Source organism: Rahnella sp. BIGb0603 (assembly GCF_024808755.1).
In the GTDB taxonomy this organism is placed as follows: domain Bacteria; phylum Pseudomonadota; class Gammaproteobacteria; order Enterobacterales; family Enterobacteriaceae; genus Rahnella; species Rahnella contaminans.
Genome location: NZ_JANUEX010000001.1, coordinates 670718 through 694438, shown reverse-complemented (window position 1 = coordinate 694438; position 23721 = coordinate 670718). Strand labels below are relative to the sequence as shown.

At 54.6% G+C, this 23721-nt stretch carries 24 protein-coding genes and 1 riboswitch; of the genes, 19 read left to right on the top strand and 5 right to left on the bottom strand.

Annotated features, from left to right (window positions below):
• Positions 1-115 precede the first annotated feature (115 nt).
• From bioB to bioD, 4 genes are all read left to right on the top strand, one after another.
• A complete protein-coding gene (gene bioB / locus M2403_RS03275) occupies positions 116-1153 on the top strand; it encodes a biotin synthase BioB (protein WP_259228555.1) in 1038 nt (345 codons plus the stop codon).
• Positions 1154-1155: 2 nt separating this feature from the next.
• Entirely contained in the window at positions 1156-2307 is a 1152-nt protein-coding gene (gene bioF, locus M2403_RS03270; protein WP_152325479.1) for an 8-amino-7-oxononanoate synthase, read from the top strand.
• Positions 2291-3082 carry a malonyl-ACP O-methyltransferase BioC gene (gene bioC, locus M2403_RS03265; protein ID WP_259228554.1) on the top strand — a complete coding sequence of 264 codons (792 nt, stop codon included), beginning with the start codon at positions 2291-2293 and terminating at the stop codon, positions 3080-3082. Before bioF ends, bioC begins: the two co-directional genes overlap by 17 nt.
• 126 nt (positions 3083-3208) lie before the next feature.
• Positions 3209-3898, top strand: a complete 690-nt coding sequence (gene bioD / locus M2403_RS03260) for a dethiobiotin synthase (RefSeq protein ID WP_152325481.1) — start codon at positions 3209-3211, stop codon at positions 3896-3898.
• A gap of 9 nt (positions 3899-3907) precedes the next feature.
• Here bioD and M2403_RS03255 read toward each other — a convergent pair whose 3' ends face one another.
• Complete coding sequence (locus M2403_RS03255) at positions 3908-4618, bottom strand: ABC transporter ATP-binding protein (protein ID WP_152325482.1); 711 nt, start codon at positions 4616-4618, stop codon at positions 3908-3910.
• A 1144-nt stretch (positions 4619-5762) separates the two neighbouring features.
• Here M2403_RS03255 and uvrB point away from each other — a divergent pair.
• From uvrB to M2403_RS03240, 3 genes are read left to right on the top strand one after another with little or no spacing between them, the layout of a single operon-like run.
• Positions 5763-7769 carry an excinuclease ABC subunit UvrB gene (gene uvrB / locus M2403_RS03250; RefSeq protein WP_152325483.1) on the top strand — a complete coding sequence of 669 codons (2007 nt, stop codon included), beginning with the start codon at positions 5763-5765 and terminating at the stop codon, positions 7767-7769.
• Between the two features lie 52 nt (positions 7770-7821).
• Positions 7822-8190, top strand: a complete 369-nt coding sequence (locus M2403_RS03245) for a VF530 family DNA-binding protein (RefSeq protein WP_152325484.1) — start codon at positions 7822-7824, stop codon at positions 8188-8190.
• Between the two features lie 40 nt (positions 8191-8230).
• Positions 8231-8755 (top strand): isochorismatase family protein, encoded by a 525-nt coding sequence (locus tag M2403_RS03240; RefSeq protein ID WP_152325485.1) that lies wholly within the window; start codon positions 8231-8233, stop codon positions 8753-8755.
• Between the two features lie 65 nt (positions 8756-8820).
• Here the strand turns inward: M2403_RS03240 and yvcK are convergent, their stop codons facing one another.
• Positions 8821-9729 carry a uridine diphosphate-N-acetylglucosamine-binding protein YvcK gene (gene yvcK, locus M2403_RS03235; RefSeq protein WP_152325486.1) on the bottom strand — a complete coding sequence of 303 codons (909 nt, stop codon included), beginning with the start codon at positions 9727-9729 and terminating at the stop codon, positions 8821-8823.
• A gap of 296 nt (positions 9730-10025) precedes the next feature.
• Positions 10026-10183, top strand: a riboswitch (molybdenum cofactor riboswitch).
• Between yvcK and moaA the strand changes: the two genes are divergently transcribed.
• From moaA to M2403_RS03205, 6 genes are all read left to right on the top strand, one after another.
• The gene (moaA, locus tag M2403_RS03230; RefSeq protein WP_152325487.1) at positions 10173-11159 is read left to right on the top strand and encodes a GTP 3',8-cyclase MoaA; all 987 of its coding nucleotides are present in this window, start codon (positions 10173-10175) and stop codon (positions 11157-11159) included. It overlaps the preceding riboswitch by 11 nt.
• Before the next feature lie 31 nt (positions 11160-11190).
• The gene (gene moaB, locus M2403_RS03225; protein WP_101077326.1) at positions 11191-11703 is read left to right on the top strand and encodes a molybdenum cofactor biosynthesis protein B; all 513 of its coding nucleotides are present in this window, start codon (positions 11191-11193) and stop codon (positions 11701-11703) included.
• Positions 11704-11705: 2 nt separating this feature from the next.
• Positions 11706-12209, top strand: a complete 504-nt coding sequence (gene moaC, locus M2403_RS03220) for a cyclic pyranopterin monophosphate synthase MoaC (RefSeq protein ID WP_259228553.1) — start codon at positions 11706-11708, stop codon at positions 12207-12209.
• Positions 12206-12451, top strand: coding sequence for a molybdopterin synthase sulfur carrier subunit (gene moaD, locus M2403_RS03215; RefSeq protein ID WP_165059518.1), 246 nt, complete (start codon positions 12206-12208; stop codon positions 12449-12451). The genes moaC and moaD overlap by 4 nt, the downstream gene beginning before the upstream one ends.
• Position 12452: 1 nt before the next feature.
• Positions 12453-12905 (top strand): molybdopterin synthase catalytic subunit MoaE, encoded by a 453-nt coding sequence (moaE, locus tag M2403_RS03210; protein ID WP_152325490.1) that lies wholly within the window; start codon positions 12453-12455, stop codon positions 12903-12905.
• A 118-nt stretch (positions 12906-13023) separates the two neighbouring features.
• Positions 13024-13734, top strand: a complete 711-nt coding sequence (locus M2403_RS03205) for a Bax inhibitor-1/YccA family protein (protein WP_013576373.1) — start codon at positions 13024-13026, stop codon at positions 13732-13734.
• A 104-nt stretch (positions 13735-13838) separates the two neighbouring features.
• Here M2403_RS03205 and M2403_RS03200 read toward each other — a convergent pair whose 3' ends face one another.
• Positions 13839-15041: a multidrug efflux MFS transporter gene (locus M2403_RS03200; RefSeq protein WP_152325492.1), complete on the bottom strand. Its 1203-nt coding sequence runs from the start codon at positions 15039-15041 to the stop codon at positions 13839-13841.
• A 377-nt stretch (positions 15042-15418) separates the two neighbouring features.
• Here M2403_RS03200 and rhlE point away from each other — a divergent pair, with 377 nt between their 5' ends.
• Positions 15419-16828, top strand: coding sequence for an ATP-dependent RNA helicase RhlE (gene rhlE / locus M2403_RS03195; protein ID WP_152325493.1), 1410 nt, complete (start codon positions 15419-15421; stop codon positions 16826-16828).
• A gap of 63 nt (positions 16829-16891) precedes the next feature.
• Here the strand turns inward: rhlE and M2403_RS03190 are convergent, their stop codons facing one another.
• Positions 16892-17539: a metalloregulator ArsR/SmtB family transcription factor gene (locus tag M2403_RS03190; protein ID WP_165059520.1), complete on the bottom strand. Its 648-nt coding sequence runs from the start codon at positions 17537-17539 to the stop codon at positions 16892-16894.
• Positions 17540-17659: 120 nt separating this feature from the next.
• On the opposite strand from M2403_RS03190, the gene M2403_RS03185 reads away from it, so the two are divergent.
• The 4 genes from M2403_RS03185 (at position 17660) to pbpG (ending at position 21749) form a co-directional block, all read left to right on the top strand.
• Positions 17660-19105: an MFS transporter gene (locus M2403_RS03185; RefSeq protein ID WP_152325495.1), complete on the top strand. Its 1446-nt coding sequence runs from the start codon at positions 17660-17662 to the stop codon at positions 19103-19105.
• 58 nt (positions 19106-19163) lie between these two features.
• A complete protein-coding gene (dusC, locus tag M2403_RS03180) occupies positions 19164-20093 on the top strand; it encodes a tRNA dihydrouridine(16) synthase DusC (RefSeq protein WP_259228552.1) in 930 nt (309 codons plus the stop codon).
• 51 nt (positions 20094-20144) lie between these two features.
• The gene (locus tag M2403_RS03175) at positions 20145-20570 is read left to right on the top strand and encodes a VOC family protein (RefSeq protein ID WP_152325497.1); all 426 of its coding nucleotides are present in this window, start codon (positions 20145-20147) and stop codon (positions 20568-20570) included.
• A 240-nt stretch (positions 20571-20810) separates the two neighbouring features.
• Complete coding sequence (gene pbpG, locus M2403_RS03170) at positions 20811-21749, top strand: D-alanyl-D-alanine endopeptidase (RefSeq protein WP_193333123.1); 939 nt, start codon at positions 20811-20813, stop codon at positions 21747-21749.
• A 353-nt stretch (positions 21750-22102) separates the two neighbouring features.
• On the opposite strand, the gene M2403_RS03165 is transcribed toward pbpG, so the two are convergent.
• Positions 22103-22735 (bottom strand): aspartate/glutamate racemase family protein, encoded by a 633-nt coding sequence (locus M2403_RS03165; protein WP_259228551.1) that lies wholly within the window; start codon positions 22733-22735, stop codon positions 22103-22105.
• Positions 22736-23001: 266 nt separating this feature from the next.
• On the opposite strand from M2403_RS03165, the gene M2403_RS03160 reads away from it, so the two are divergent.
• Positions 23002-23721 (top strand): gluconate 2-dehydrogenase subunit 3 family protein, encoded by a 720-nt coding sequence (locus tag M2403_RS03160; protein WP_152325500.1) that lies wholly within the window; start codon positions 23002-23004, stop codon positions 23719-23721.

Here is a 23721-nt window from a genome sequence, read left to right as displayed (position 1 = left end):
AATTGTAAACTAAAAAATGTAATTCTCGTTGACCGTAAACTAAAACGAATTGAGAATGGTTGACAGTATACCGACCATAAAAACGTTCACGAAACATTTATTTTGGAGTTGTCGCATGACTACCCGCACCCAATGGACGCTTGAAAAAACTCAGGCACTGTTTTCCAAACCTTTTCTTGAGCTGATGTTTGAAGCGCAGCAGGTTCACCGCCAGCACTTCGATCCGCGTCAGGTTCAGGTCAGTACGCTGTTGTCGATCAAAACCGGTGCCTGTCCGGAAGACTGTAAATACTGCCCGCAGAGTTCCCGTTACAAAACCGGGCTGGAATCTGAACGTCTGATGGAAGTCGAGCAGGTGCTTGAATCCGCCCGTCAGGCGAAAGCCGCCGGTTCAACCCGTTTCTGCATGGGCGCGGCGTGGAAAAACCCGCACGACCGTGACATGCCGTACCTCGAGCAAATGGTGCAGGGCGTGAAAGAACTGGGGATGGAAACCTGTATGACGCTCGGCACGCTGAACACCTCGCAGGCGCAGCGTCTGGCGCATGCCGGTCTGGATTTCTACAACCACAATCTGGATACCTCGCCGGAATTTTACGGCAGCATCATCACCACCCGCAGCTATCAGGAACGTCTGGATACGCTGTCGGAAGTGCGCGGCGCGGGCATTAAAGTCTGCTCCGGCGGGATTGTTGGTTTAGGTGAAACCGTCAAAGACCGTGCCGGTCTGCTGATGCAGCTGGCGAACCTGCCGGTGCCGCCGGAAAGCGTGCCGATCAACATGCTGGTGAAAGTGAAAGGCACGCCGCTGGCCGATAACGACGACGTCGATCCGTTTGATTTTATCCGCACTATCGCCGTGGCGCGCATCATGATGCCGCAGTCGTATGTCCGTCTTTCCGCCGGTCGCGAACAGATGAGCGAACAGACGCAGGCGATGTGCTTTATGGCCGGTGCCAACTCCATTTTCTACGGCTGCAAGCTGCTGACCACGCCTAACCCGGCGGAAGATAAAGATCTCATTCTGTTTGGCAAACTGGGGATGAACCCGCAGGTGTTCGAAACAGAAATGGGCGATAACCAGCAACAGGCCGCGCTGGCAGAACAGCTAGTTCATGCTGATACCGCACAGTTCTACAACGCCGCCGTCTGATCATGAGCTGGCAAACGCGGATTAACGATGCCGTTGCCGCCCGCAAAGAAGCGGCGGCTTTTCGTGTGCGTCAGCCTAACAACGGTGGCAGCGCGCGGTTTCTGACACAGGGTGACAAACGGTATCTGAATTTTTCCGGTAACGATTATCTCGGCCTGAGTCAGGACGCGGACGTCATTGCCGCGTGGCAGAAGGGCGCTGAAAAATACGGCGTGGGCAGCGGCGGTTCCGGGCACGTCACCGGCTACAGCGTGGTGCACGCTGAATTCGAACAGCAGCTGGCGCAGTGGCAGGGCTATCCGCGCGCGCTGCTGTTTATCTCCGGCTTTGCGGCAAATCAGGCCATTCTTGCCGCGCTGATGCAGGGCGACGATCGCGTGCTGGCGGATAAACTCAGTCACGCTTCTTTGCTGGAAGCCGCTGCCCATGCGCCTTCGCAGCTGCGGCGCTTTCATCACAATCAGCCGGATTCCCTGCAACGCTTGCTGAAAAAACCGGTGGACGGTGAAACGCTGGTGGTGACCGAAGGGGTATTCAGCATGGACGGCGACGGTGCACCTCTGGCGGAACTGCATCGTCTGGCGCAATCGCACGATAGCTGGCTGATGGTGGATGACGCGCACGGCGTGGGTGTCCTGGGTGAAGAAGGGCGCGGCAGTTGCTGGCAGCAGGGTGTGCGGCCTGAGCTTCTGGTGGTCACATTCGGTAAAGCTTTCGGGTGCAGTGGCGCGGCGGTGTTGTGTGATGATGCCACCGCGGATTATCTGGTGCAGTTCGCGCGTCATCTTATTTACAGCACGGCGATGCCTGCGGCGCAGGTTTGCGCGTTACAGGCCGCGCTGGCACGAGTCCGGCAGGACGACGGCCTGCGTGATAAACTGGCGGCCAATATTGCCCGTTTCCGCGCCGGGGCTTCCGGATTGCCTTACCGGCTGACCGCTTCACAAACGGCAATCCAGCCGGTGATCGTAGGCGAAAATCAGCCTGCTTTAGATCTGGCGGCGACATTGCGCGAACGCGGGTTGTGGGTCAGTGCTATCCGTCCGCCGACGGTGCCTCCGGGCAGCGCGCGGCTGCGTCTTACGCTGACGGCAGCACACAGGCCGGAAGATATCGATTTTTTGCTGGAGTCCCTTCATGGGTGCAGTCACTGAATTAGTGAATAAACAAGCGGTGGCCGACGCGTTCAGTCGCGCCGCCGTCAGTTATGAAAACGCCGCACAATTGCAGCGTGATGTGGGTGAAACGTTGCTTTCGCTGGCAGAACCTTATCTGAAAAATGCTGGAAAAACGGTTGTCGACGCCGGTTGCGGGACGGGCTATTTCAGCCGTTACTGGCGCGCTCAGGGGAAAAACGTGATTGCGCTGGACCTCTCTGAAGGCATGCTGAGCCGTGCCCGAGAGCTGGATTCCGCCGATGAATACGTGCCGGGGGATATCGAGCGTTTACCGTTTGCTGATAACTCGTTTGATATCTGTTTCAGCAATCTGGCAGTGCAGTGGTGTAACGCGCTGCCGCGTGCGCTGGAAGAAATGCATCGCGTCACCCGCAACGGCGGATTGGTGATTTTCTCCACGTTGGCCGAAGGTTCGCTCAATGAGCTGGCCGCGGCGTGGATGAAAGTCGATGGCCGCCGTCACGTGAATCAGTTCCTGACGCCCGACAAAATCGCCGAAGCCTGCGCGCCGTATCGCCATGAAGTGACCTTCAGCGATCACGTCGCCGAATTCCCGGACGTGATGTCGCTGATGCGTTCGCTCAAAGGCATTGGCGCGACGCACATCAAAAATGGCCGCCTCGGCGGACTGGGCGGGCGCGAGCGTCTGCAATTGCTGGAAAAACATTACGTTCGCCGCGACGGCATTTTGCCGCTCAACTACCGGCTGGTCTACGGCATTTTGCAGGTGGAAGAACTTATCCCACGTTAACAAAGTTCCTCCCAGGTTTGAAACAGGCGCGGTCTGCTCCCTCCCCTTCGCAGGGGGAGGAGCAAAATCCGATGTCATTGCGGGAAGGGAGCCAGAACCAACACCAGGCTTTTATTAAAATAAATCATGAAACAAAAATACTTTATTACCGGCACCGACACAGAAGTCGGAAAAACCGTTGCCACAACCGCATTTTTGCAGGCGGCAGCGCGCGCCGGACACAAAACCGCCGGATACAAACCGGTGGCATCAGGCAGTGAAATGACGGCAGAAGGGCCGCGCAACAGCGACGCGCTGGCGCTTCAGGCTTACAGCACCGTCGGACTGCGTTATGACGAAGTGAATCCGTGTACGTTTATCGAGCCGACGTCGCCGCATATCGTCAGCGAGCTGGAAAAGCGCCCGATTGATCCGCAGGTGTTATCCGCCGGATTGCGCCATCTCGAACCGCTGGCTGACTGGGTAGTGGTGGAAGGGGCGGGTGGCTGGTACACGCCGCTGACCGCAGATTACACGTTTGCGGACTGGGTGATTGCCGAGCAACTGCCGGTGGTGTTGGTGGTGGGAATGCGGCTGGGCTGCATCAATCACGCCGTGCTGACGGCGCAGGCCATCGCGCAAAGTGGGTTGCATCTTGCGGGCTGGATTGCCAATGATGTGCAGGAAACGGGGAAGCATCATCCGGCATACATGGAGACGCTCACGCGTATGTTGCCTGCGCCACTGCTGGGCGAGATCCCGTTCCTGATCGCCGGTCTGGACGTAAATCTGGGGCAATATCTGGATCTCGAACGTCTGCTTCCTTGTGGTGAATGAAGCGCGACGTCAGACCGTCAGATAATTTTTGATTAACGTCTCGTCAAGCTGTGCCAGCGTGCCTTGCGCTACGTTGCGCCCGCCGTCCACCAGACAAAACCGGTCAGCGACGCTGCGGATGAACGGCAATTTATGCCCGACCAGAAGCAGCGTCAGACCAAGGTCACGGTTCAGGCGGTGAATGATGTTACCCATATTCGCCGCCATTGACGCGCTGGTGTGTTCGGTCGGTTCGTCGAGGATCAGAAGTTCGGGCTCCTGAACCAGCGCGCGGCTGATCGCCAGTTGCTGCTGCTGGCTCTCATCGAGCTCTCCCGCTTTACGCATTCCCATTTCCTTAAGCGTCGGAAACAGGTCGTAGACCTCTTCAGGCACGCGACGCGTCTTATTCCGGCTGGCCATCATGGCAATTTGCAGGTTTTCATCGACACTCATCTGCGAAAAAATCTGCCGGCCCTGTGGCACATAACCGATACCGATTTGCGCACGGCTTTCCACTGGCAGATTTAACAAACTCTGAGGCTCTTCGTCGCGCGACTGCCAGGAGATCGCCCCGCTTTTCACCGGAAGATGGCCCATAATGCAGTTCACCAGCGTGGTTTTCCCCACGCCATTTCGGCCGATCAGACACGTACATTGACCGCGGTACAGTTCGAGATTGATATCCCACAGAATATGTTTTTGCCCATAATACTGATTAACTGATTTTACACTTAACATCAGACCTCCCTCCCGCACGGAGCATTCCGCTGAACTTCGCTTTGACCGCCACTGTCACATTTCTGACATTTATGTTCCGCTGTTAACGCCGTAACACAGAATTAAATCCCGTTGATTACCGGCCAACCTCTCAGCATCAATTATAGATAAACAGCCATTAACCAGTGATAAATGGGGTTAACCGCTTTTTCCTTGCACTAAAAATGACTTTGCTTAGCAAAAAACAGGGTAATCATCAGATTTCACTTTCAGGTGAAAAAAGCGGTTCCGGCTACAGGAAACGCTTCCTACAGTGACACTGCAACTCTCAGGCCAAGTTTGTAAAAGTGCCGGGGAAAAGAGAAGTTACAGGGGTGTTAACAGCGGGGCGCACGGCGATTTAGGATTATTCATTAGTGTTGCTCAGGTTTTAACAGAACCGGTCAGACGCGGGAAAAGGGCAACTGCACTTTGCCAGTGCCGCTCTCTCTGATTTTGGTGCAAACGTAAGGGGAGTAAGAAGCAAAAAAATCCTGATGAGATGCACTTTTGGATTTTGCAAGAAACATCCGACCAGAAATCTAGGCAAAATAGGCATAAATAAAGTCTGAAAAAAGGGAAAAAATAACTAAAAAAGATGCTGATCCCCCCTCCGGCGTCCGAAGTGCACTTTTTGCCAACTCCCGCAGCACGGGGCGTGCTGAGAGTTATCCACTATTCCTGTGGATAACCATGTGCATGAGAGTAAGAAAAGATGCTACAGACGAGTCGGGGCGCGGGTTGTGCTCACTTTGCCCGTATTCGCAGCTTTTTGATGATGTTGTTAATAATCAGTGAGTTAGTTAAAAGCAATATGCCCGTAATTCGTTCGTCATAGTTGTGTCAGAATTCGTCAACCTGTGGTCAGAAAGTTAACGGATGAAAAATTTTGGGGATAATTGTCACCTGATGGTGAGAATTCTTTTTCGTAATAACCTAAAAAAGTGCAGATGAAGCAACCTGTTAAATCACCGGTGATTTTTATCGATTGGAGGCTGGTTTTATATACAGTACTATAGGGCGGTAAAATCAAGGCTGGCAAAATTCGCGGAGTCTTTCATACTGTTTTTCCGTGAGCGCCTTTCGTACGGCCTTATGCGTTTTCATTTCAGCCAGGTAGCCCGTCATGAGTAAAGAGTTCAAACTGCATTCCGAATTTAAGCCATCAGGCGATCAGCCTGAGGCAATACGCCGTCTGGAAGAAGGGCTGGAGAACGGTCTGGCGCACCAGACGTTACTCGGCGTTACCGGTTCCGGTAAAACCTTCACCGTCGCGAACGTGATTGCTGACCTGAACCGGCCGACGATGGTTCTCGCGCCCAATAAAACCCTCGCGGCCCAGCTATATGGCGAAATGAAAGAGTTCTTCCCGGAGAACGCCGTCGAATATTTTGTTTCTTACTACGATTATTATCAGCCAGAAGCGTATGTCCCGAGTTCAGACACGTTTATCGAAAAAGATTCCTCGGTGAACGAACACATCGAGCAGATGCGACTTTCCGCGACTAAAGCGCTGCTTGAGCGCCGCGACGTCATCGTGGTGGCATCCGTTTCGGCGATCTACGGTCTGGGCGACCCGGATTTGTATCTGAAAATGATGCTCCACCTGACCAAAGGGATGATTATCGATCAGCGCGCGATCGTGCGCCGTCTGGCCGAGCTGCAATATGCCCGCAATGATCAGGTTTTCCAGCGCAGTACTTTCCGCGTCCGCGGCGAAGTGATCGACGTCTTCCCGGCGGAATCGGACGATCTGGCGCTGCGCATCGAGCTTTTCGATCAGGAAGTCGAGCGGCTTTCCCTTTTCGATCCGCTGACCGGTCAGGTGCAGCACGAAGTTCCGCGTTTCACCATTTACCCGAAAACGCACTACGTCACCCCGCGTGAACGTATTTTGCAGGCGATGGAAGAGATCAAAGTCGATCTGGCCGATCGCCGCAAGGTGTTGCTGGATAACAACAAACTGCTCGAAGAACAGCGTCTCAGCCAGCGTACGCAGTTTGATCTCGAAATGATGAATGAGCTGGGTTATTGCTCGGGTATCGAAAACTATTCGCGCTACCTTTCGGGGCGCGGGCCGGGCGAGCCGCCGCCGACACTGTTTGACTATCTGCCTGCCGACGGTTTGCTGATAGTCGATGAATCCCACGTCACCATTCCGCAAATCGGCGGGATGTATAAAGGCGACCGCTCGCGTAAAGAAACGCTGGTGGAATACGGTTTCCGCCTGCCATCGGCGCTGGATAACCGCCCGATGCGTTTTGAAGAATTTGAAGCACTGGCGCCGCAGACGATTTATGTTTCCGCCACGCCAGGCGCTTACGAGCTGGATAAATCCGGCGGCGATGTCGTGGATCAGGTGGTGCGTCCGACCGGCTTGCTGGATCCGATTATTGAAGTGCGCCCGGTGACCACGCAGGTCGACGATCTGCTGTCTGAAATCCGCAAACGCGTTGCCATCAATGAGCGTGTGCTGGTCACCACGCTGACCAAACGCATGGCCGAGGATTTGACCGAGTATCTGGAAGAACACGGCGAGAAGGTGCGTTACCTGCACTCTGATATCGATACTGTCGAGCGCGTGGAGATCATTCGCGATTTGCGTCTCGGTGAATTCGATGTGCTGGTGGGCATCAACTTGCTGAGGGAAGGGCTGGATATGCCGGAAGTTTCTCTGGTGGCAATCCTTGATGCCGACAAAGAGGGTTTCCTGCGTTCCGAACGTTCGCTTATCCAGACCATTGGTCGTGCGGCGCGTAACCTCAACGGTAAAGCCATTCTTTACGGCGACAGAATCACGAATTCAATGGCCAAAGCTATCGGTGAAACGGAGCGTCGTCGTGCGAAACAGGAAGCTTACAACCTGGAAAACGGCATTACGCCGATGGGCCTGAACAAGAAGATTTCCGACATCCTGCAACTGGGCCAGCCGAAGACCAAAAAGAACAAAGACAAGCGCGATGCCGAAGCGGCGCAAACCTACAAATCGCTTACGCCTAAAGCGCTGGAACAGCGCATTAAAGAGCTGGAAAGCAAGATGTATGCGCACGCCCAGAATCTGGAATTCGAAGAAGCGGCCAATACACGTGACGAACTCCACGCCCTGCGTGAACAGTTTATTGCTCTTTCGTAAGGGAAAAATGATAAAGTGCGCGGCCTGAAAATTGATAAGGAAAAGCGAGCCAATGACTGATACACCACAAAATCCCGGAGCGGCGAAAGATCCGTTGCACGGTGTCACGCTGGAAAAACTGCTGACAACGCTGGTGGATAATTTTGGCTGGCCCGCACTGGCCTCGCAGGTCAATATCAACTGCTTCAAAAGCGATCCGAGCATCAAGTCCAGTCTGAAATTTCTGCGCCGCACGCCCTGGGCGCGTAAGGAAGTAGAAACGCTGTATCTGGATTTTATCGAAGGCCATTTGCGCCCTGATATGACGCGCAGCAAACGTCGCACGCCGCTCTCCGCTGAAAAGCCGCAAAAGCCTAAAGTCAGTACCGTGAAACCTGCCGCCGACAGCCCGTGGAATAATCATCCGCTGGTGAAAAAGTAAATCATTTGCATTTCATTGTGTTTATTTGAGGGAAAGAGTCGTGTCAGAGCAACATGTTCTTATTGTGGTGGATATGCAAAACGGCGTTTTCGCTTCCCCGCGTTATGACCGCAGCGGACGGGCTGAGCGTATTAATCAGCTGATTGACCGGGCAGGGCGCGTCATCTTCATTCAGCACGCTGAAGGTGAAATGACCGAAGGCAGCGAATTCTGGCAGGTTTTGCCTGAGCTACATCAGCCCGAAGGAGCGATTTCTGTCACCAAAACCGCCTGTGATTCTTTCTATCGCACCACGCTGGACGCGGTACTACAGGAACTGAACACGACCCGTTTTACGGTTTGTGGTTGTGCGACAGATTATTGTGTGGATACGACCATCAAAGTCGCCGCCAGCAAAGGTTATGCCGTGACCGTTGCGTCGGATGCGCATACAACCGGCGACCGTACGCATGTTACCGCGCAGCAACTGATTGGTCAGCACAACGAAGTGTGGCGTGAATTATCCGTGCCCGGCAATCCGGTCACAGTAAAAACCACCGCAGAAATTCTGGCTGACTGGCAGTAAATTCGGTTTCCCAAACGTCAAAAAGGCCGCTTTGCGCGGCCTTTCGTATTTCTGCTAATGATAAATCAGAGCATCTTTTGCAGCGCTTCTTCTACCGCCATCCGCAACATATCGCGGTCATGGCGATACGGAATATCACTGGCTTCCAGCGGGCTTTGAATAATCAGATGCGCTTTGGCACTTTCGCCCAGCGTCACTTTCGGCCCGACAATCGCGGCATCAGCGCGACGGCCAATGCGCTTTTCGATCATATCCAGTTTGTCATCCAGGGTCAGCGACGCCGCAGCAACGCTCAGCTCTTTCCCCAGATTCCCGATATATACGATGTGCGCACGGCTGCGGCGCAGGGCGGTGGTGAGATCTTCCATCAGCAACAGCGGCATCAGGCTGGTAAAGAAACTGCCGGGGCCAATCAGGATGAGGTTCGCTTCGGCGATGGCGTGCAACGCTTCGCGTGTGGCCGGAACCTGTGGCTCCAGCAGTAATTCCCGCGGTATTTGCGTCAGTTTATCGACGTTTACTTCGCCGTGAACCCGCTGACCGGTTGCGTCGATCGCGGCTAAATCTACCGGTTGTTCGGACATCGGAATCAGCTCAGCGTCCACTTTCAGCAGGCTGCGCACCAGATTGATCGCTTCCAGCGGACGGACGGTCAGGTGATCCAGTGCGCGCAGCATCAGGTTGCCGAGATTGTGTCCGTCCAGTTCGCCCTGGCCGCTGAAGCGGTATTCGAACATCGCCGAGGCTAAGCTCGGTTCGGTGATCAGCTGGTTGAGGCAGTTGCGCATATCGCCCCAGGCGATGCCGCCCACCGAACGACGGATTCGGCCGGTTGAACCGCCGTTGTCGGTCGTGGTCACAATGCCGGTGAGACGCGGGCCCAGCGAAGAAAGAGAAGACATTACGCGGCCCAGGCCGTGCCCTCCGCCTAATGCCACCACCCGGTCGAGGTCAGCTAATGTTCGATTGCGCATAAAGATCCTTGTGAAGCGGCCAGAGGTGAGAATAGTGCGTGCTCAGGGCACAATAATGATGCTGCAGAGACTTGTGTCGCCGGGAGATTTTACCTAATTTTGCAACAGGATGTTATCCCTTCGCAGTACTCTCAGCGCTTTCAAAATCAAGCGGTTTTATCGTTGAAAATGCTCTCTTTTGTCGTGAAAAATCGTTATATATCAAAATGCATAACGAAAAACCACCTTGGCGATCCGGTCTTCAGAGCGTTAAACTGTAGTCCGTTACCCGAATTCTTCATCGTTCTGCACTGAACGTGTTGAATCAACTCCTAGCCCTGGTTCCTAAGTTGCCTTTCTGACGTTGTTCCCACAGAAACAATATGGAGCCCTGGCCGTGACAATCAGTCACCAGGGTGCATGGCAGAAATGCCCGCATCTCCCGTATTTGGAAAGGTGTTTAGGTGCTTCAACTTACTGATGCTTTTGCCCGCAAGTTTTATTACTTGCGGCTGTCGATCACTGACGTGTGCAATTTTCGTTGCACCTATTGTCTGCCGGACGGTTACAAGCCGCACGGGCACAGCAATAAAAGCTTTCTTTCGCTCGATGAAATCCGTCGGGTCAGTCGCGCGTTCGCCAATCTGGGAACGGAAAAAGTGCGCCTGACCGGTGGAGAACCGTCGCTGCGCCGTGACTTCTGCGACATCATTGCCGCCGTTCGCGAAAACCCCTCAATTAAAACGCTGGCCGTGACCACCAACGGTTACCGCATGGCGCGTGATATCAGCAAATGGCGTGATGCGGGGCTGACAAACATTAACGTCAGCGTCGACAGCCTTGATGCCCGCCAGTTTCACGCCATCACCGGCCAGGATAAATTCCGCGATGTGATGGCCGGCATTGACGCCGCGTTTGACGCTGGTTTCAGCAAGGTCAAAGTCAATACCGTGCTGATGCGCGATGTGAATCACGCCAGTCTGAACACCTTCCTCGACTGGATTAAAACCCGTCCGATTCAGCTGCGTTTCATCGAACTGATGGAAACCGGCGACGGCGGCGACCTGTTCCGCAAACACCATGTATCCGGCGAAGTCCTGCGCGAACAGCTGGTGCGTCAGGGCTGGCAGTTACAGGTTCGTTCCCGCAGTGACGGCCCGGCGCAGGTGTTCAGCCATCCGGATTATCTCGGTGAAATCGGTCTGATCATGCCGTACGAAAAAGACTTCTGCGCCAGCTGTAACCGGCTGCGCGTCTCAGCCATCGGCAATCTGCATTTGTGTCTTTTCGGCGAGCAGGGCATTCCGCTGCGCGATTTATTAGCCGACGACATGCAGCAGGACGATTTGATGGACAGGATCCAGGGCGGCCTCAGCCGTAAAAAACAAACGCACTTCCTGCATGAAGGCAATACCGGAATAACCCAGAACCTGTCGTTTATCGGCGGCTGAGTCCGGCATTAATCGTTTAAGGAGCAAACTGATGAGCAAAGCCAGCAAAGAATTTTTGCCGTTATCTGTGGCGATCATGACGGTTTCTGACCGCCGCACCGACGCGGAAGATACCTCCGGCCATTACCTGAAAGAAGCCGTGACCGAAGGCGGCCACCACGTTGTGGCGCAGCAAATTGTTAAAGAGAGCATTTACAGCATTCGCGCCGTGGTTTCTGCGTGGATTGCAGATGAAAAAATTCAGGCCATTCTGATCAACGGCGGTACCGGATTTAACGCGGGCAACAATACGCCGGAAGCCCTGAAGCCGTTATTTGACCGTGAAATTGAAGGTTTCGGCGAGCTGTTCCGTATGGTGTCTTTCGAAGATATCGGCACCTCGACCATTCAGTCACGCGCCATCGGCGGTATTGCCAATCAGACGGTGATTTTTGCCATGCCGGGATCAACCCGCGCCTGCCAGACCGCCTGGGAAAATATCATCGAAGCACAGCTCGACGCCCGTCAGGGGCCGTGCAATTTCACCCCACATTTGAAGAAATAAGAATGTCTGAATTAACCCACATTAATGCTTCCGGTGATGCCCACATGGTGGACGTTTCCGGTAAAGCCGAAACGGTTCGCGAAGCGAGTGCAGAAGCGTTTGTAGAAATGGCCGCTGACACGCTGGCGATGATTATTAACGGCAATCACCACAAAGGTGATGTCTTTGCCACGGCGCGTATCGCCGGGATTCAGGCAGCCAAAAAGACCTGGGATTTAATCCCGCTGTGTCATCCGTTACTGCTGACCAAAGTGGAAGTGAATCTGGAAGCTCAGCCGGAACATCACCGCGTGCGCATCGAATCCCGCTGTCGTCTGAGCGGCAAAACTGGTGTGGAAATGGAAGCGCTGACGGCGGCTTCTGTAGCGGCGCTGACCATTTACGACATGTGCAAAGCGGTACAGAAAGATATGGTGATCGGCCCGATCCGCCTGCTGGAAAAAAGCGGCGGTAAATCAGGCGACTTTAAGGCGGAAAGCAAGGCTGAAGGTAAGGTAGAAATATGATCGACATTTTATTCTTCGCCCAGGTCCGTGAGTTAACCGGGACGTCCGGCCTGCAATTGCCGGCTGATTTTTCCACCGTGGAAGATTTGCGCAATTCCCTGACCAGACGCGGTGACCGCTGGGCACTGGCGCTGGAATCCGGCAAACTGCTGGTGGCTGTTAACCAGACGCTGACCACGATGGCGCATCCGCTGGTAGCGGGCGACGAAGTGGCGTTCTTCCCGCCAGTGACCGGGGGCTGAGATGGACAGGACAAAAATTATTGTGGATGCCGCCCCGTTTAACGTTGGCGAAGAGTACAACTGGCTGGCGCAGTCAGACGCCGACGGCGCGGTAGTGACGTTCACCGGCAAAGTGCGCAATCACAATCTGGGCAGCCATGTGACGGCACTGACGCTGGAGCACTATCCGGGCATGACCGAAAAAGCGCTGGCGGAGATTGTTGAGCAGGCGCGTGCGCGCTGGCCTTTGCAAAGTGTTTCTGTTTATCACCGCGTCGGGCCGATGTATCCGGGCGATGAAATTGTCTTTGTCGGCGTCACCAGTGCGCATCGTGGAATGGCGTTCGAAGCCAATGAATTTATTATGGATCAGCTGAAAACGCGCGCACCTTTCTGGAAGCGCGAGGCGACGGAAGAGGGTGACCGCTGGGTTGATGCCCGTGATAGCGATAAAGTCGCGGCGGCGCGCTGGTAAATAGCGGCTCAACCGCACGCAGACCTCCCATGCTTTTCGCATTATCTGTGATACGCTTAGAAGATCGGGAGGCTTTTTTGGCCTCATTTTTCGTCCTCCATGCAAAAGGGTAATCATCATGGATCGATATCCACGCAGTAACGGTTCAATTGTTGAACGCGCGAATACCGGCATTCAGGCGTACATGGCGCAAGTGTATGGCTGGATGTTCTGTGGCTTGCTGCTGACCGCATTTGTCGCCTGGTATGCTTCCGGCTCTGAAAAAATCATGAGCTTCGTTTTCTCCAGCCAGATTACGTTCTTCGGTTTGATCATCGCCCAGCTGGCGCTGGTCTTTGTGATTTCCGGCATGGTGAACCGCCTGAGCGGCACCGTCGCTACCGGCCTCTTCATGCTCTATTCGGCGCTGACCGGGCTCACGCTTTCCAGTATTTTCCTGGTCTACACCGGTGACTCGATTTTCGGCACCTTCATTGTCGCCGCCGGGATGTTTGGTGCGATGAGTGTTTACGGCTACGTGACCAAACGTGACCTGACCGGTATCGGCAGCATGTTGTTCATGGCGCTGATTGGCCTGGTTCTGGCATCGCTGGTCAACATGTGGCTGAAAAGCTCTGGCCTCGCGAACATCATTTCTTACGCCGGTGTGCTGATCTTCGTCGGCCTGACCGCGTATGACACGCAGAAGCTGAAAAACATGGGTGCGCAGTTGTCTGCTGATGATCGCGATAACTTCCGCAAATACTCCATCGTTGGCGCACTGACGTTGTATCTGGATTTCATCAACCTGTTCCTGATGTTATTGCGGATTTTCGGCAACCGCCGGTAATTATTTTTGATTTCAAATGTGAGAGAGGGGCACTGAGAAGTGTCCCTTTTTTATGCCGGATGGTGAGGTCTTTTACTCCCTCTCCTGCGAAGGGGAAGAGCAAATCAAACCCTCACTCTTCCCGTCGGCACCTGCCGGAAACTCCACCACACCTGCACCGTATTGAACAACACCAGGATCGCGGTGACGATAAACACCCAGCGGAACCCCAGCAGGGCTGAGGCACTCGAGCCAATCAGCGGCCCGACCACGTTCCCGAGGTACATAAACGACTGGTTGTATCCGAATATCCGCCCTGTGACCTGGTCGCTGCTGTATTTCACCAGCAATGCCTGAACCGCAGGCATCAATGCACCATCGCCGAAACCGAGCATGAAACGAAGAATACCCAGCTGCGTCGGGGTATTAATCAGCGCCATCAGGCAGAAAAGGACAAAGCAAAATACCAGCGCGGCGATAAGTATCCGGTGCGCGCCGATGCGGTCACCGAGTTTGCCGAGTTTCGGGGCGGCCATCAGCGCGGAAACGCCCGGTACGGCGGCAATCACCCCGCTGATAAAGGCGATATTACTGGTATCGGAGGAAAGCTCGCGGATAAACAGCGTCAGGATCGGGCTGATAGAACCGTTCGCCAGCTGAATCATCATGGTGGTGACGAACAGGCTGACGATAAGCCACGGATAAGGCAACGTGGTGAAGACCGCTTTCCCGCTCAGACGGTTAGCTTTGGAGACCGGAACAACGCGTTCTTTGATCAGGAATAACGTGATCAGGAAGCTGATAAACAACATGCCGCTGGTGACGAAAAATACCGTGCGCAGGCCGAGATGGTCGGCCATAAATCCACCCAGCAGCGGGCCGATAATCACGCCCGATACCTGACCGGTGGATAACGTGCCCAGTGCCCAGCCGCTTTTATCACGCGGCACCTGTGAGGCGACCAGCGCCATCGCATTGGGAATATACCCGGACGTCAGCCCCATCAGCGTACGCAAAATGAAGAGCTGCCAGACGTTGGTGGCAAAGCCCTGCAGCATCATGACAATCGCCATGCCCAGCGCGGCGCGTAACAACATCAGCTTGCGGCCTTTGCGGTCAGCAAGGCTGCCCCACAGCGGCGCAACCACAGCGGAAACCAGAAACGTCCCGCTAAAAACCAGACCCGACCACAAACTGAGTGATGCGTGATCGGTCACGCCCAGTTGTTCGATATAAAGCGGTAAAAAAGGCAGGATCTGACTCATCGCCATGCCGGTAAAAAAACAGCCGAGCCAGACGGAGATTAAATTTACTTTCCAGGTTTCCATGTTGCAGCGGTATGGCCTTATGGACAGAGGAGTGTGAGAAACGAAGCATAGCAATCAAATCTGTGAAGTGGGACGCAAAAAGTGGGAACCCATTCATCAGCTTTATAATTGATTATCCTGTATCAAAGTTTCGGATTATCGCGGCAGATTATGCGGCCTGAAACTGTGACCCGATCCTGCCGTTGTAACCGTCAGTTACAGGCAAAAAGGAGATAACTTCACGCATGGCGGCGTTTTGTGCTAGTATCCACCCAACTGGCGCACTGCAGTTTGTGCCGAATCCTCGTGGTAATGCCTCATTTGCCTCGTCTGATCATCCACTCTTGAAACTGCACCGAACCCCGTTCGGGTTAGAGTGGACTGGAGCTTTTCCTTATATGTCATTTGATTCCCTCGGCTTAAGTGCCGAAATTTTGCGTGCTGTTGAAGAACAGGGCTATCGCGAACCTACGCCTATTCAGCGTCAGGCTATTCCTGTCGTGCTTGAAGGTCGTGACCTGATGGCGAGTGCGCAGACCGGTACCGGTAAAACCGCTGGTTTTACACTGCCGCTGCTCAACATGCTCAGCCATACCAACGCGCAATTCAAAGGACGTCGCCCGGTTCGTGCGCTGATCCTGACCCCAACCCGTGAGCTGGCGGCGCAGATTGGTGAAAACGTCCAGGCTTACAGCAAATACCTGACCCTGCGTTCGCTGGTGGTATTTGGTGGTGTAAGCATCAACCCGCAGATGATGAAACTGCGCGGGGGTGTGGATGTGCTGATCGCAACGCCGGGTCGTTTGCTGGATCTGGAACATCAGCGTGCTGTGGATTTATCTCAGGTTGAAATCCTGGTGCTTGATGAAGCTGACCGCATGCTGGATATGGGCTTCATCCATGATATCCGTCGCGTGCTGGCGAAACTGCCTGCCAAGCGTCAGAACCTGCTGTTCTCCGCGACGTTCTCTGATGAGATCAAAGGTCTGGCGAGCAAGTTGCTGACCAACCCTGCTTCTGTTGAAGTGGCCCGTCGCAACACCGCTTCTGCGCAAATTGAACAAAGCGTCCACTTTGTTGATAAGAAACGTAAAAGAGAATTGCTGTCTCAGATGATCGGTGAAGGCGACTGGAAACAGGTGCTGGTGTTCAACCGTACCAAACACGGCGCGAACCATCTTGCTGAACAGCTGAATAAAGACGGCATCACTGCCGCAGCAATTCACGGCAACAAAAGTCAGGGCGCGCGTACCCGTGCGCTGGCCGATTTCAAAGCCGGTTCAATCCGTGTTCTGGTCGCCACCGACATCGCCGCGCGCGGTCTGGATATCGATCAGCTGCCACACGTTGTGAACTATGAACTGCCAAACGTACCGGAAGATTACGTTCACCGTATTGGCCGTACCGGTCGTGCTGAAGCCACCGGTGAAGCGATTTCTCTGGTGTGTGTGGATGAACACAAACTGCTGCGTGACATCGAGCGTCTGCTGAAACGTGAAATCCCGCGTATCGCGCTGGAAGGTTACGAGCCAGACCCGAGCATCAAAGCTGAGCCGATCATCAATGGTCGTCAGGGTAATGGCGGCGGCGGTCGTGGCGCGCCTCGTCAGGGCCAGCGTCCGGGCGCACCGCGCTCTGGTGCTCCACGTTCCGGTGCTCCGCGTCAGGGCGGAAACGGTCAGCGCAGCGGTACCTCTGAAAACCGTGGTTCAGATAACCGTGGTTCAGCTGAAAACCGTCCGGCACGTTCGCGTCCTGCGCATGCAGGCCAGCGCCGTACCGGAAATGCAGGCAGCGGCAATAAGTAATTGTCATCACTGCTCTGCAATCAAACCGCCTTAACCGGCGGTTTTTTTTCGCCTGAAATCCGGCTAACGGATCACATACGCGCAGCGGCGCGCGCCCTGTAAAATATGCTCGGTGCGTTCAACGTTCGCCTCCAGCACATCACGGAAGACATCCCGCTCGGCGCGGCAAAAACCCTGACAGGTCGTTGCGGCGGCGCAAATCGGGCAGTGGTTTTCGACAAACAGATAACTGCCGTCTTTCTGCAATGTCCAGTCCGCCATATACCCTTCGCGGGTGCGGATTGCCGTCAGCCGTTGCAGCCTTTCTTCCAGCGAATTCGCGCCTTTCATCGCTTGCCGGTAATTATCCAGCGTCTGGCTTTCACGCGATGTAATCAGCTGATCCAGCGCGGATTCGCCCAGCGACGTGCGGATAAGCTGAAGAAGTTGTACGGTCAGATCAGCGTGCGCGTCGGGGAAGTGCGCATGCCCTTTGGCGGTGAGTTGCCAGTATTGTGCCGGCCGCCCGACACCCTGTGACACGGCTTTCGCTTCAGCCAGACCGTCTTTAGCCAGCTTTACAAATTGCTGCCGCGCCGCTTCGCCGGTTGTGCCCAGCAGATGACCCGCATCGCTGGCCTGCATTTCCCCGCGGGTTTTCAGCAGCGTCATTAAGCGCTCAGCGACGCTTTGCCGGACGTCATTTTTATTTTCCAAGTCGTTGCTTGACATATCGCCTCGCCGGGTTCTAGATTAGGTAAAACATATTCCAAGTAAATTCTTGTTTTAATCATACCATAATCACAACGCGCTTCAATGTGCGGAAAACATAAACCAAAGGGACGAAGAGAAATGTCGGAAAGTCAGAGCGGCTGGAAGGATTTATTCAGTGCGGAAAACCGGGGAAGCGCCATCACCCTGAGCGCCGGCGTCGCGCTATACGCCACCAACAGCTACATCGTGATTACGATTTTGCCATCCGTAGTGCAGGATATCGGCGGGCTGGCGTGGTACGCGTGGAACACCACGCTTTACGTCGTCTGCTCGATTCTCGGCTCGGCGCTTTCTGCCCGACTGATGCGAACCGCCGGACCGCGCGGCAGTTATCTTATGGCGACCGGTATTTTCATCGCCGGTGCTGCGCTTTGTACCGTTGCGCCGAGTATGCCGGTGCTGCTTGTCGGGCGCGCCTTGCAGGGGCTGGGTGGCGGTTTCCTGTTCGCGCTTTCTTACGCGATGATTAATCTTCTGTTTAAAGAATCTCTCTGGCCCCGCGCGATGGCGCTGATCTCCGCGATGTGGGGGATTGCGACGCTGGTCGGCCCGGCGGTCGGCGGCATTTTTGCAGAGCTGCACGCGTGGCGCTGGGCATTTGGTCTGCTTCTGCCGGTCACGTCATTATTTGGCTTGTGGGTCTGGCGGATCCTGCCTAAATCTCAGCGGGAGAAACAACCGGAAGAACCGTTGCCGCTGATGCAACTGGCGCTGCTGACCGGCGCGGTGCTGGTGGTTTCGGCGGGCAGCCTGTCTTCGCACGGGCTGATTAATCTGCTCGGTTTTGTGATTGCGGTGGTGATGATCCTTATCCTGCGCCACCGGGAGTTTACCGCCAATGTCAGGCTGTTGCCGCGTAACGCGCTGCGCCGTTCATCGCCGCTTTATGGCCTGTATCTGGTGATGTCGTTGCTGATTATCGGCCTGGGCTGCGAGCTGTTTGTGCCATATCTGCTGCAACATTTGCACGGCCAGACACCGCTGGCTGCCGGATATATTACTGCCGCCGCCGCCGCGGGCTGGACGTTAAGTGAAGTCGCCAGCTCGGGCTGGACGGGGCGTCGTGCCGACAACGCCATTGTTTCCGGCCCGCTGATTCTGGCAGCCGGCTTGCTGCTATTGCTGTTCACCGTGCCGGTGGCTTTCGGAATGCCGTGGCTGAATATCAGCGGGGTAGTGCTCGGGCTGACGCTGGCCGGTTTTGGCATCGGGCTGGGCTGGCCACACCTGCTGACCCGCGTCCTGCAACAGGCACCGGAGGAAGATCGCGAAAAAGCCGGTGCGTCGATCACCGTCGTGCAGTCTTTCGCCTCTGCGCTGGGTGCCGCGCTGGCCGGAACGGTGGCTAATTTCTCCGGCGTGAATCAGGGCGATGCGGGCGCTGCCAATGCCGCTTTCTGGATGTTCCTGCTGTTTGCTGTTCCGGCGTTTCTGGCGGTGTGGATTGCCTGGCGTTCGGTGAAAGCCCGGCAGGCCAGTGGCAGTGCGCCGGAACACCTGAGCCGCGATTTGTCACAGGGGTAATTGCCCGGCGGCGGGCCATGCGGTAATCTTGCGCGTCATTTTTAAAGGTTGAACTGCGATGCGCGTATTACTGGCTCCGATGGAAGGTGTGCTTGATCCCCTGGTTCGTGAACTTCTCACCGAAGTGAACGACTACGATTTGTGCATCACTGAGTTTGTGCGTGTGGTAGATCAGCTGCTTCCCGTCAAAGTCTTCCATCGCCTGTGTCCGGAATTAGAACACGACAGCCGCACGCCTTCCGGCACGCGGGTTCGTGTGCAGCTTCTCGGTCAGTATCCCGAATGGCTGGCTGAAAACGCCGCCCGAGCCACTGAGCTGGGCTCTTACGGCGTGGATCTCAACTGCGGCTGCCCGTCGAAAATGGTTAACGGCAGCGGCGGGGGCGCCACGTTACTCAAAGACCCGGAGCTGATTTATCAGGGCGCTAAAGCCATGCGGGCTGCGGTGCCAGCGCATTTGCCAGTGACGGTAAAAGTACGTCTGGGCTGGGATTCTCTGGAGCACAGTTTTGAAATCGCTGACGCCGTACAACAGGCGGGCGCGACAGAGCTCACCGTACACGGACGCACCAAAGAAGACGGTTACAAACCTGAGCGGATTAACTGGCAGGCGATTGGCGAAATCCGTCAGCGGCTGAGTATTCCTGTGATTGCCAACGGTGAAATCTGGGATTACGCCAGCGCTCAGGCCTGTATGCAAACCACCGGCTGTGACGCCGTCATGATCGGGCGCGGCGCGCTGAATATTCCCAATCTCAGCCGCGTGGTGAAGTACAACGAACCGCGTATGCCGTGGTCGGACGTGATGACGCTGTTGCAGAAATATACCCGTCTGGAAAAGCAGGGTGATACCGGTTTGTATCACGTAGCGCGTATCAAACAGTGGCTGAGTTATTTGCGTAAAGAGTACGAAGAGGCGACAGAGTTATTTACTGAAGTGCGCGTGCTGAAGACGTCGAAGGAAATTGCCGGACGCATTAACCGGTGACTGAATTCCATGACTTCTCCACGCGGCAACGCTTAAAAATGGAGGAGTATCATGGACAATAAAGACATCGGCCTGAGTCACATAGCTTTTGCCGTTAAAGATCTCGACGCCAGTATCGCTTTCTATCAGCAATTTGCCGGAATGAAAGTCATCCACCGGCGCGGCGAAAAAGGCACCCCCGTCCGGCCTGTTGCCTGGCTCAGCGACATGACCCGCCACTTTGCCCTGGTCCTGGCAGAAGACCCGCATTCTACCGACACTCAACTCGGCCCGTTCGGGCATCTCGGTATTGCCTGTGCCTCGAAAGAAGCGATGGACAACAAACTTGCCGAAGCGCGTGATGCGGGCGTTTTGCGTCAGGAACCGACAGATTCCGGCGCGCCTGTCGGCTATTGGGCTTTTCTCGATGATCCGGATGGAAATACGCTCGAACTTTCCTACGGGCAGGAAATCGGTTATTTAATCGACCATCAGTAATTGCCGGATAATCAATAATAAAAACGGGCAGGGAGCTAAAACCCTGCCCGTTGTCGTCTGAACTCCCTTCAATCTTACGCAAGTGTTCACTAACTCGCCATTGCACGGTCTGCGGGTGGTTGTGACAGACTTTGTGACAAATAGATTTGAAAATTGCGAGTGCTAAGACTATTCCTGTCACTTATAATTCCCGCCGCTGTTCCGACATAACTTCATGACAACTTTCTTAAATACAGAGCAATGCATGTGAAAATTCGTCTTCTGGTTCTGAGCTTATTAGCCTTAAATACAGGCATGTTGTCTGCACCTGCCGCCTTCGCTGCAAAACATGAGCAGGCCGTCGCTCCCATTGTTCAAATTGCTTCAGGCAGCGCCATGGTGGTGGATCTTAAAAGCCACGAAGTGATTTATTCCCGAAATCCGGATGAAGTGAGGCCGATTGCCTCCCTGACCAAACTGATGACCGCGATGGTGACGCTGGATGCGAATCTGCCGCTGGATGAAGTGATCAACGTTGATATCAGCAATACGCCTGAAATGCGTGGTGTGTTTTCCCGCGTAAAACTCAACAGTGAAATTACCCGCCGCCAGATGATTCAGCTGGCGCTGATGTCTTCCGAAAACCGTGCGGCGGCCAGCCTGGCGGCGCATTATCCGGGGGGGTATTCGGCGTTTATCAATGCGATGAATGCCAAAGCGAAATCCCTCGGCATGACCCATACCCATTACGTGGAGCCGACCGGGCTTTCGCCGCGAAACGTTTCCACGGCGCGCGATTTAACGCGATTGCTGCTGGCTTCGCAGCGCTATCCGCTGATCGGCCAGCTCAGTACCACGGCTGAGAAAACTGCGGTGTTCAGCCATCCGGCCTACGCACTGCCGTTCCGCAATACCAACCATCTGATCATGAATCCGTCGTGGAGCATTCAGCTGACCAAAACCGGTTATACCGACGTTGCCGGTCATTGTCTGGCGATGCGCACTACCATCAACGGCAAACCGGTCACGCTGGTGGTGATGGACGCGTTCGGGAAATTTACCGCCTTTGCGGATGCGAACCGTCTGCGAACCTGGATGGAAACCGGAAAAACCGTGCCTGTTCCGCAGATTGCCAAGAACTACCGTAAGCAGAAAGAGCAGCAGAAATCTCAGCCATCGATAGAAGAAGCTGACGATTAAATACCCGTTAACCCTCATGCCGCAGGTGTATTGGCCGTGATCCGGGTAACCTTTACTTGCCGCCTTCCTGCGACACGAATTATTTAGGGTATTAAGATTGTTCAAACTAAAAAGTCCGGCGCAGGTGCCGGACTTTTGTTTTATACGCAGACTGACGATTTTTAGAAAATCAGTTTAAACACCCCTGTCAGGGTCAGTAAGCCAACGATAAAGATGATGGCGATGATCCACAGAATAATTTTCATGTTTTCTCCTTATCACACCCTTTTGTCGTCATCAGCTAAGTTGGCTAAGCCAATGATTATTCCACTTTCAGTATAGCCAATCCTGCCATTTGCGCTTTTCCGCCAGTCTTAAACCGCGACGACCGCTCTCAGGCCGCATTCCGGGCTGGTGAGCGGTTTGCCCCTTTGCGTGAACTGCGCCGCGCCGGTCATCGATGCCTGAGCCAGCACCACTGCGGCTGCGCCAGCTAAATAGGCTGCGTCGGCCGCTGCGGCGACAGTCTGCAAATATCCCGCCAGATCTCCCTGCTTAAACTTGTCCCAGGCTCCGGCTACCAGACGCATTTCCAGCGCGGCGCCGGGGTGTTTTTCTGTCTGCTCAAACAGCTTCCTGGTCGGGCCGAGCGTGGTTTCCACCGCACATAACACCACCACTTTTCCGGCGGTTTTCATCGCGGCTTCGGCCAGCGCCTGATCAACGCGCAAAACCGGCACCTGCGTACTTTCAGCGGCGGCCGCAGCGGCTGCGCCCAGCGTTGAGCAGGTGAGTAAAACGCGATCGCTGTCCTGACTCAGCGCGAGCAATACCTGTGCGGTTTCTTCAAGAATTTCCGGCGTCAGCCCGCCAGCGTCTTCTGCCGCCGCCAGTAAATCCGGGCGGGAAATATGGCGGAATGTATGGTTATTCAGTCCCAGCTCCTGAATTGCATTTTCAAAAACCGCGATGTTGCTGTCTGCCGTGTGTAAACAAGTGATGCGCATGGACGTCTCCGGAAAGTGTGATGACTCTACGTTAACGAGTTTCTATCTTCCCGTGGAGGCTTTTTTGCCTGTAAAAATTTGTTAATTAGTGTACTAACTCAATGCAGAATAATTAACTCATTGATTTTAAATATATAAAATATGTACCTTTTGGTTCGAAATATCTTACTTTCATCTAACATCTTCGTATAATCTCCGTCACAAATATAAACCCATATCTGATGTGGGTAAGTCCCCTTTCAATGTGCGTAAACAGGAGAATTATCGTGAAACGCAGACACTTTCTGACCTCGATGGCGGTGCTGTTATTCAGTACCGCCTTAAAGGTTAAAGCCAAAATTTTCTCCGGCGGCATGCCGTGGATTATCCATTCGGTTCGTCCGCCAAAACCGGTGGTTGCCGGGGAATGGACGTTCTTCACCGCTGATGAAGTCAGCCTGATTGAAACGCTGGCTGACCGGATTATTCCGGCTGATGAGCTGAGCATCGGCGGGAAAGAGGCGGGCTGTGCGGTATTTCTTGACCGTCAGCTGAGCGGCGATTATGGCAACGCGGTCACGACTTACCGCCTCGGGCCGGTGATCCAGGACGGTTTACCGCAGGCCGGGCCACAATACAAAGATACCCCTGCCGAACGCTACAGGCTGGGGCTGGCCGCGCTGAACAGCGTGGCGAAAGCGCGTAATGCGGGTAAAAACTTTACCGAACTGACCGGCGAGCAACAGGACGATTTACTGCGCCGCGTGGAATCCGGCGAGATCCCGCTGACCGGCGTCAACGGCCAGCTGTTCTTCAATATGCTGGTGCAGAACATGCGCGAAGGCTTCTTCTCCGACCCGCTTTATGGCGGCAATAAAGACATGGCCGGCTGGAAAATGATTGGCTTCCCGGGCGCGCGGTATGACTTCCGCGATGTCATCGACCGCCGTGGTGAAGATCTGCATATCGAGCCCGTCAGCATGCTGACCCAATACGAAAAATCATAA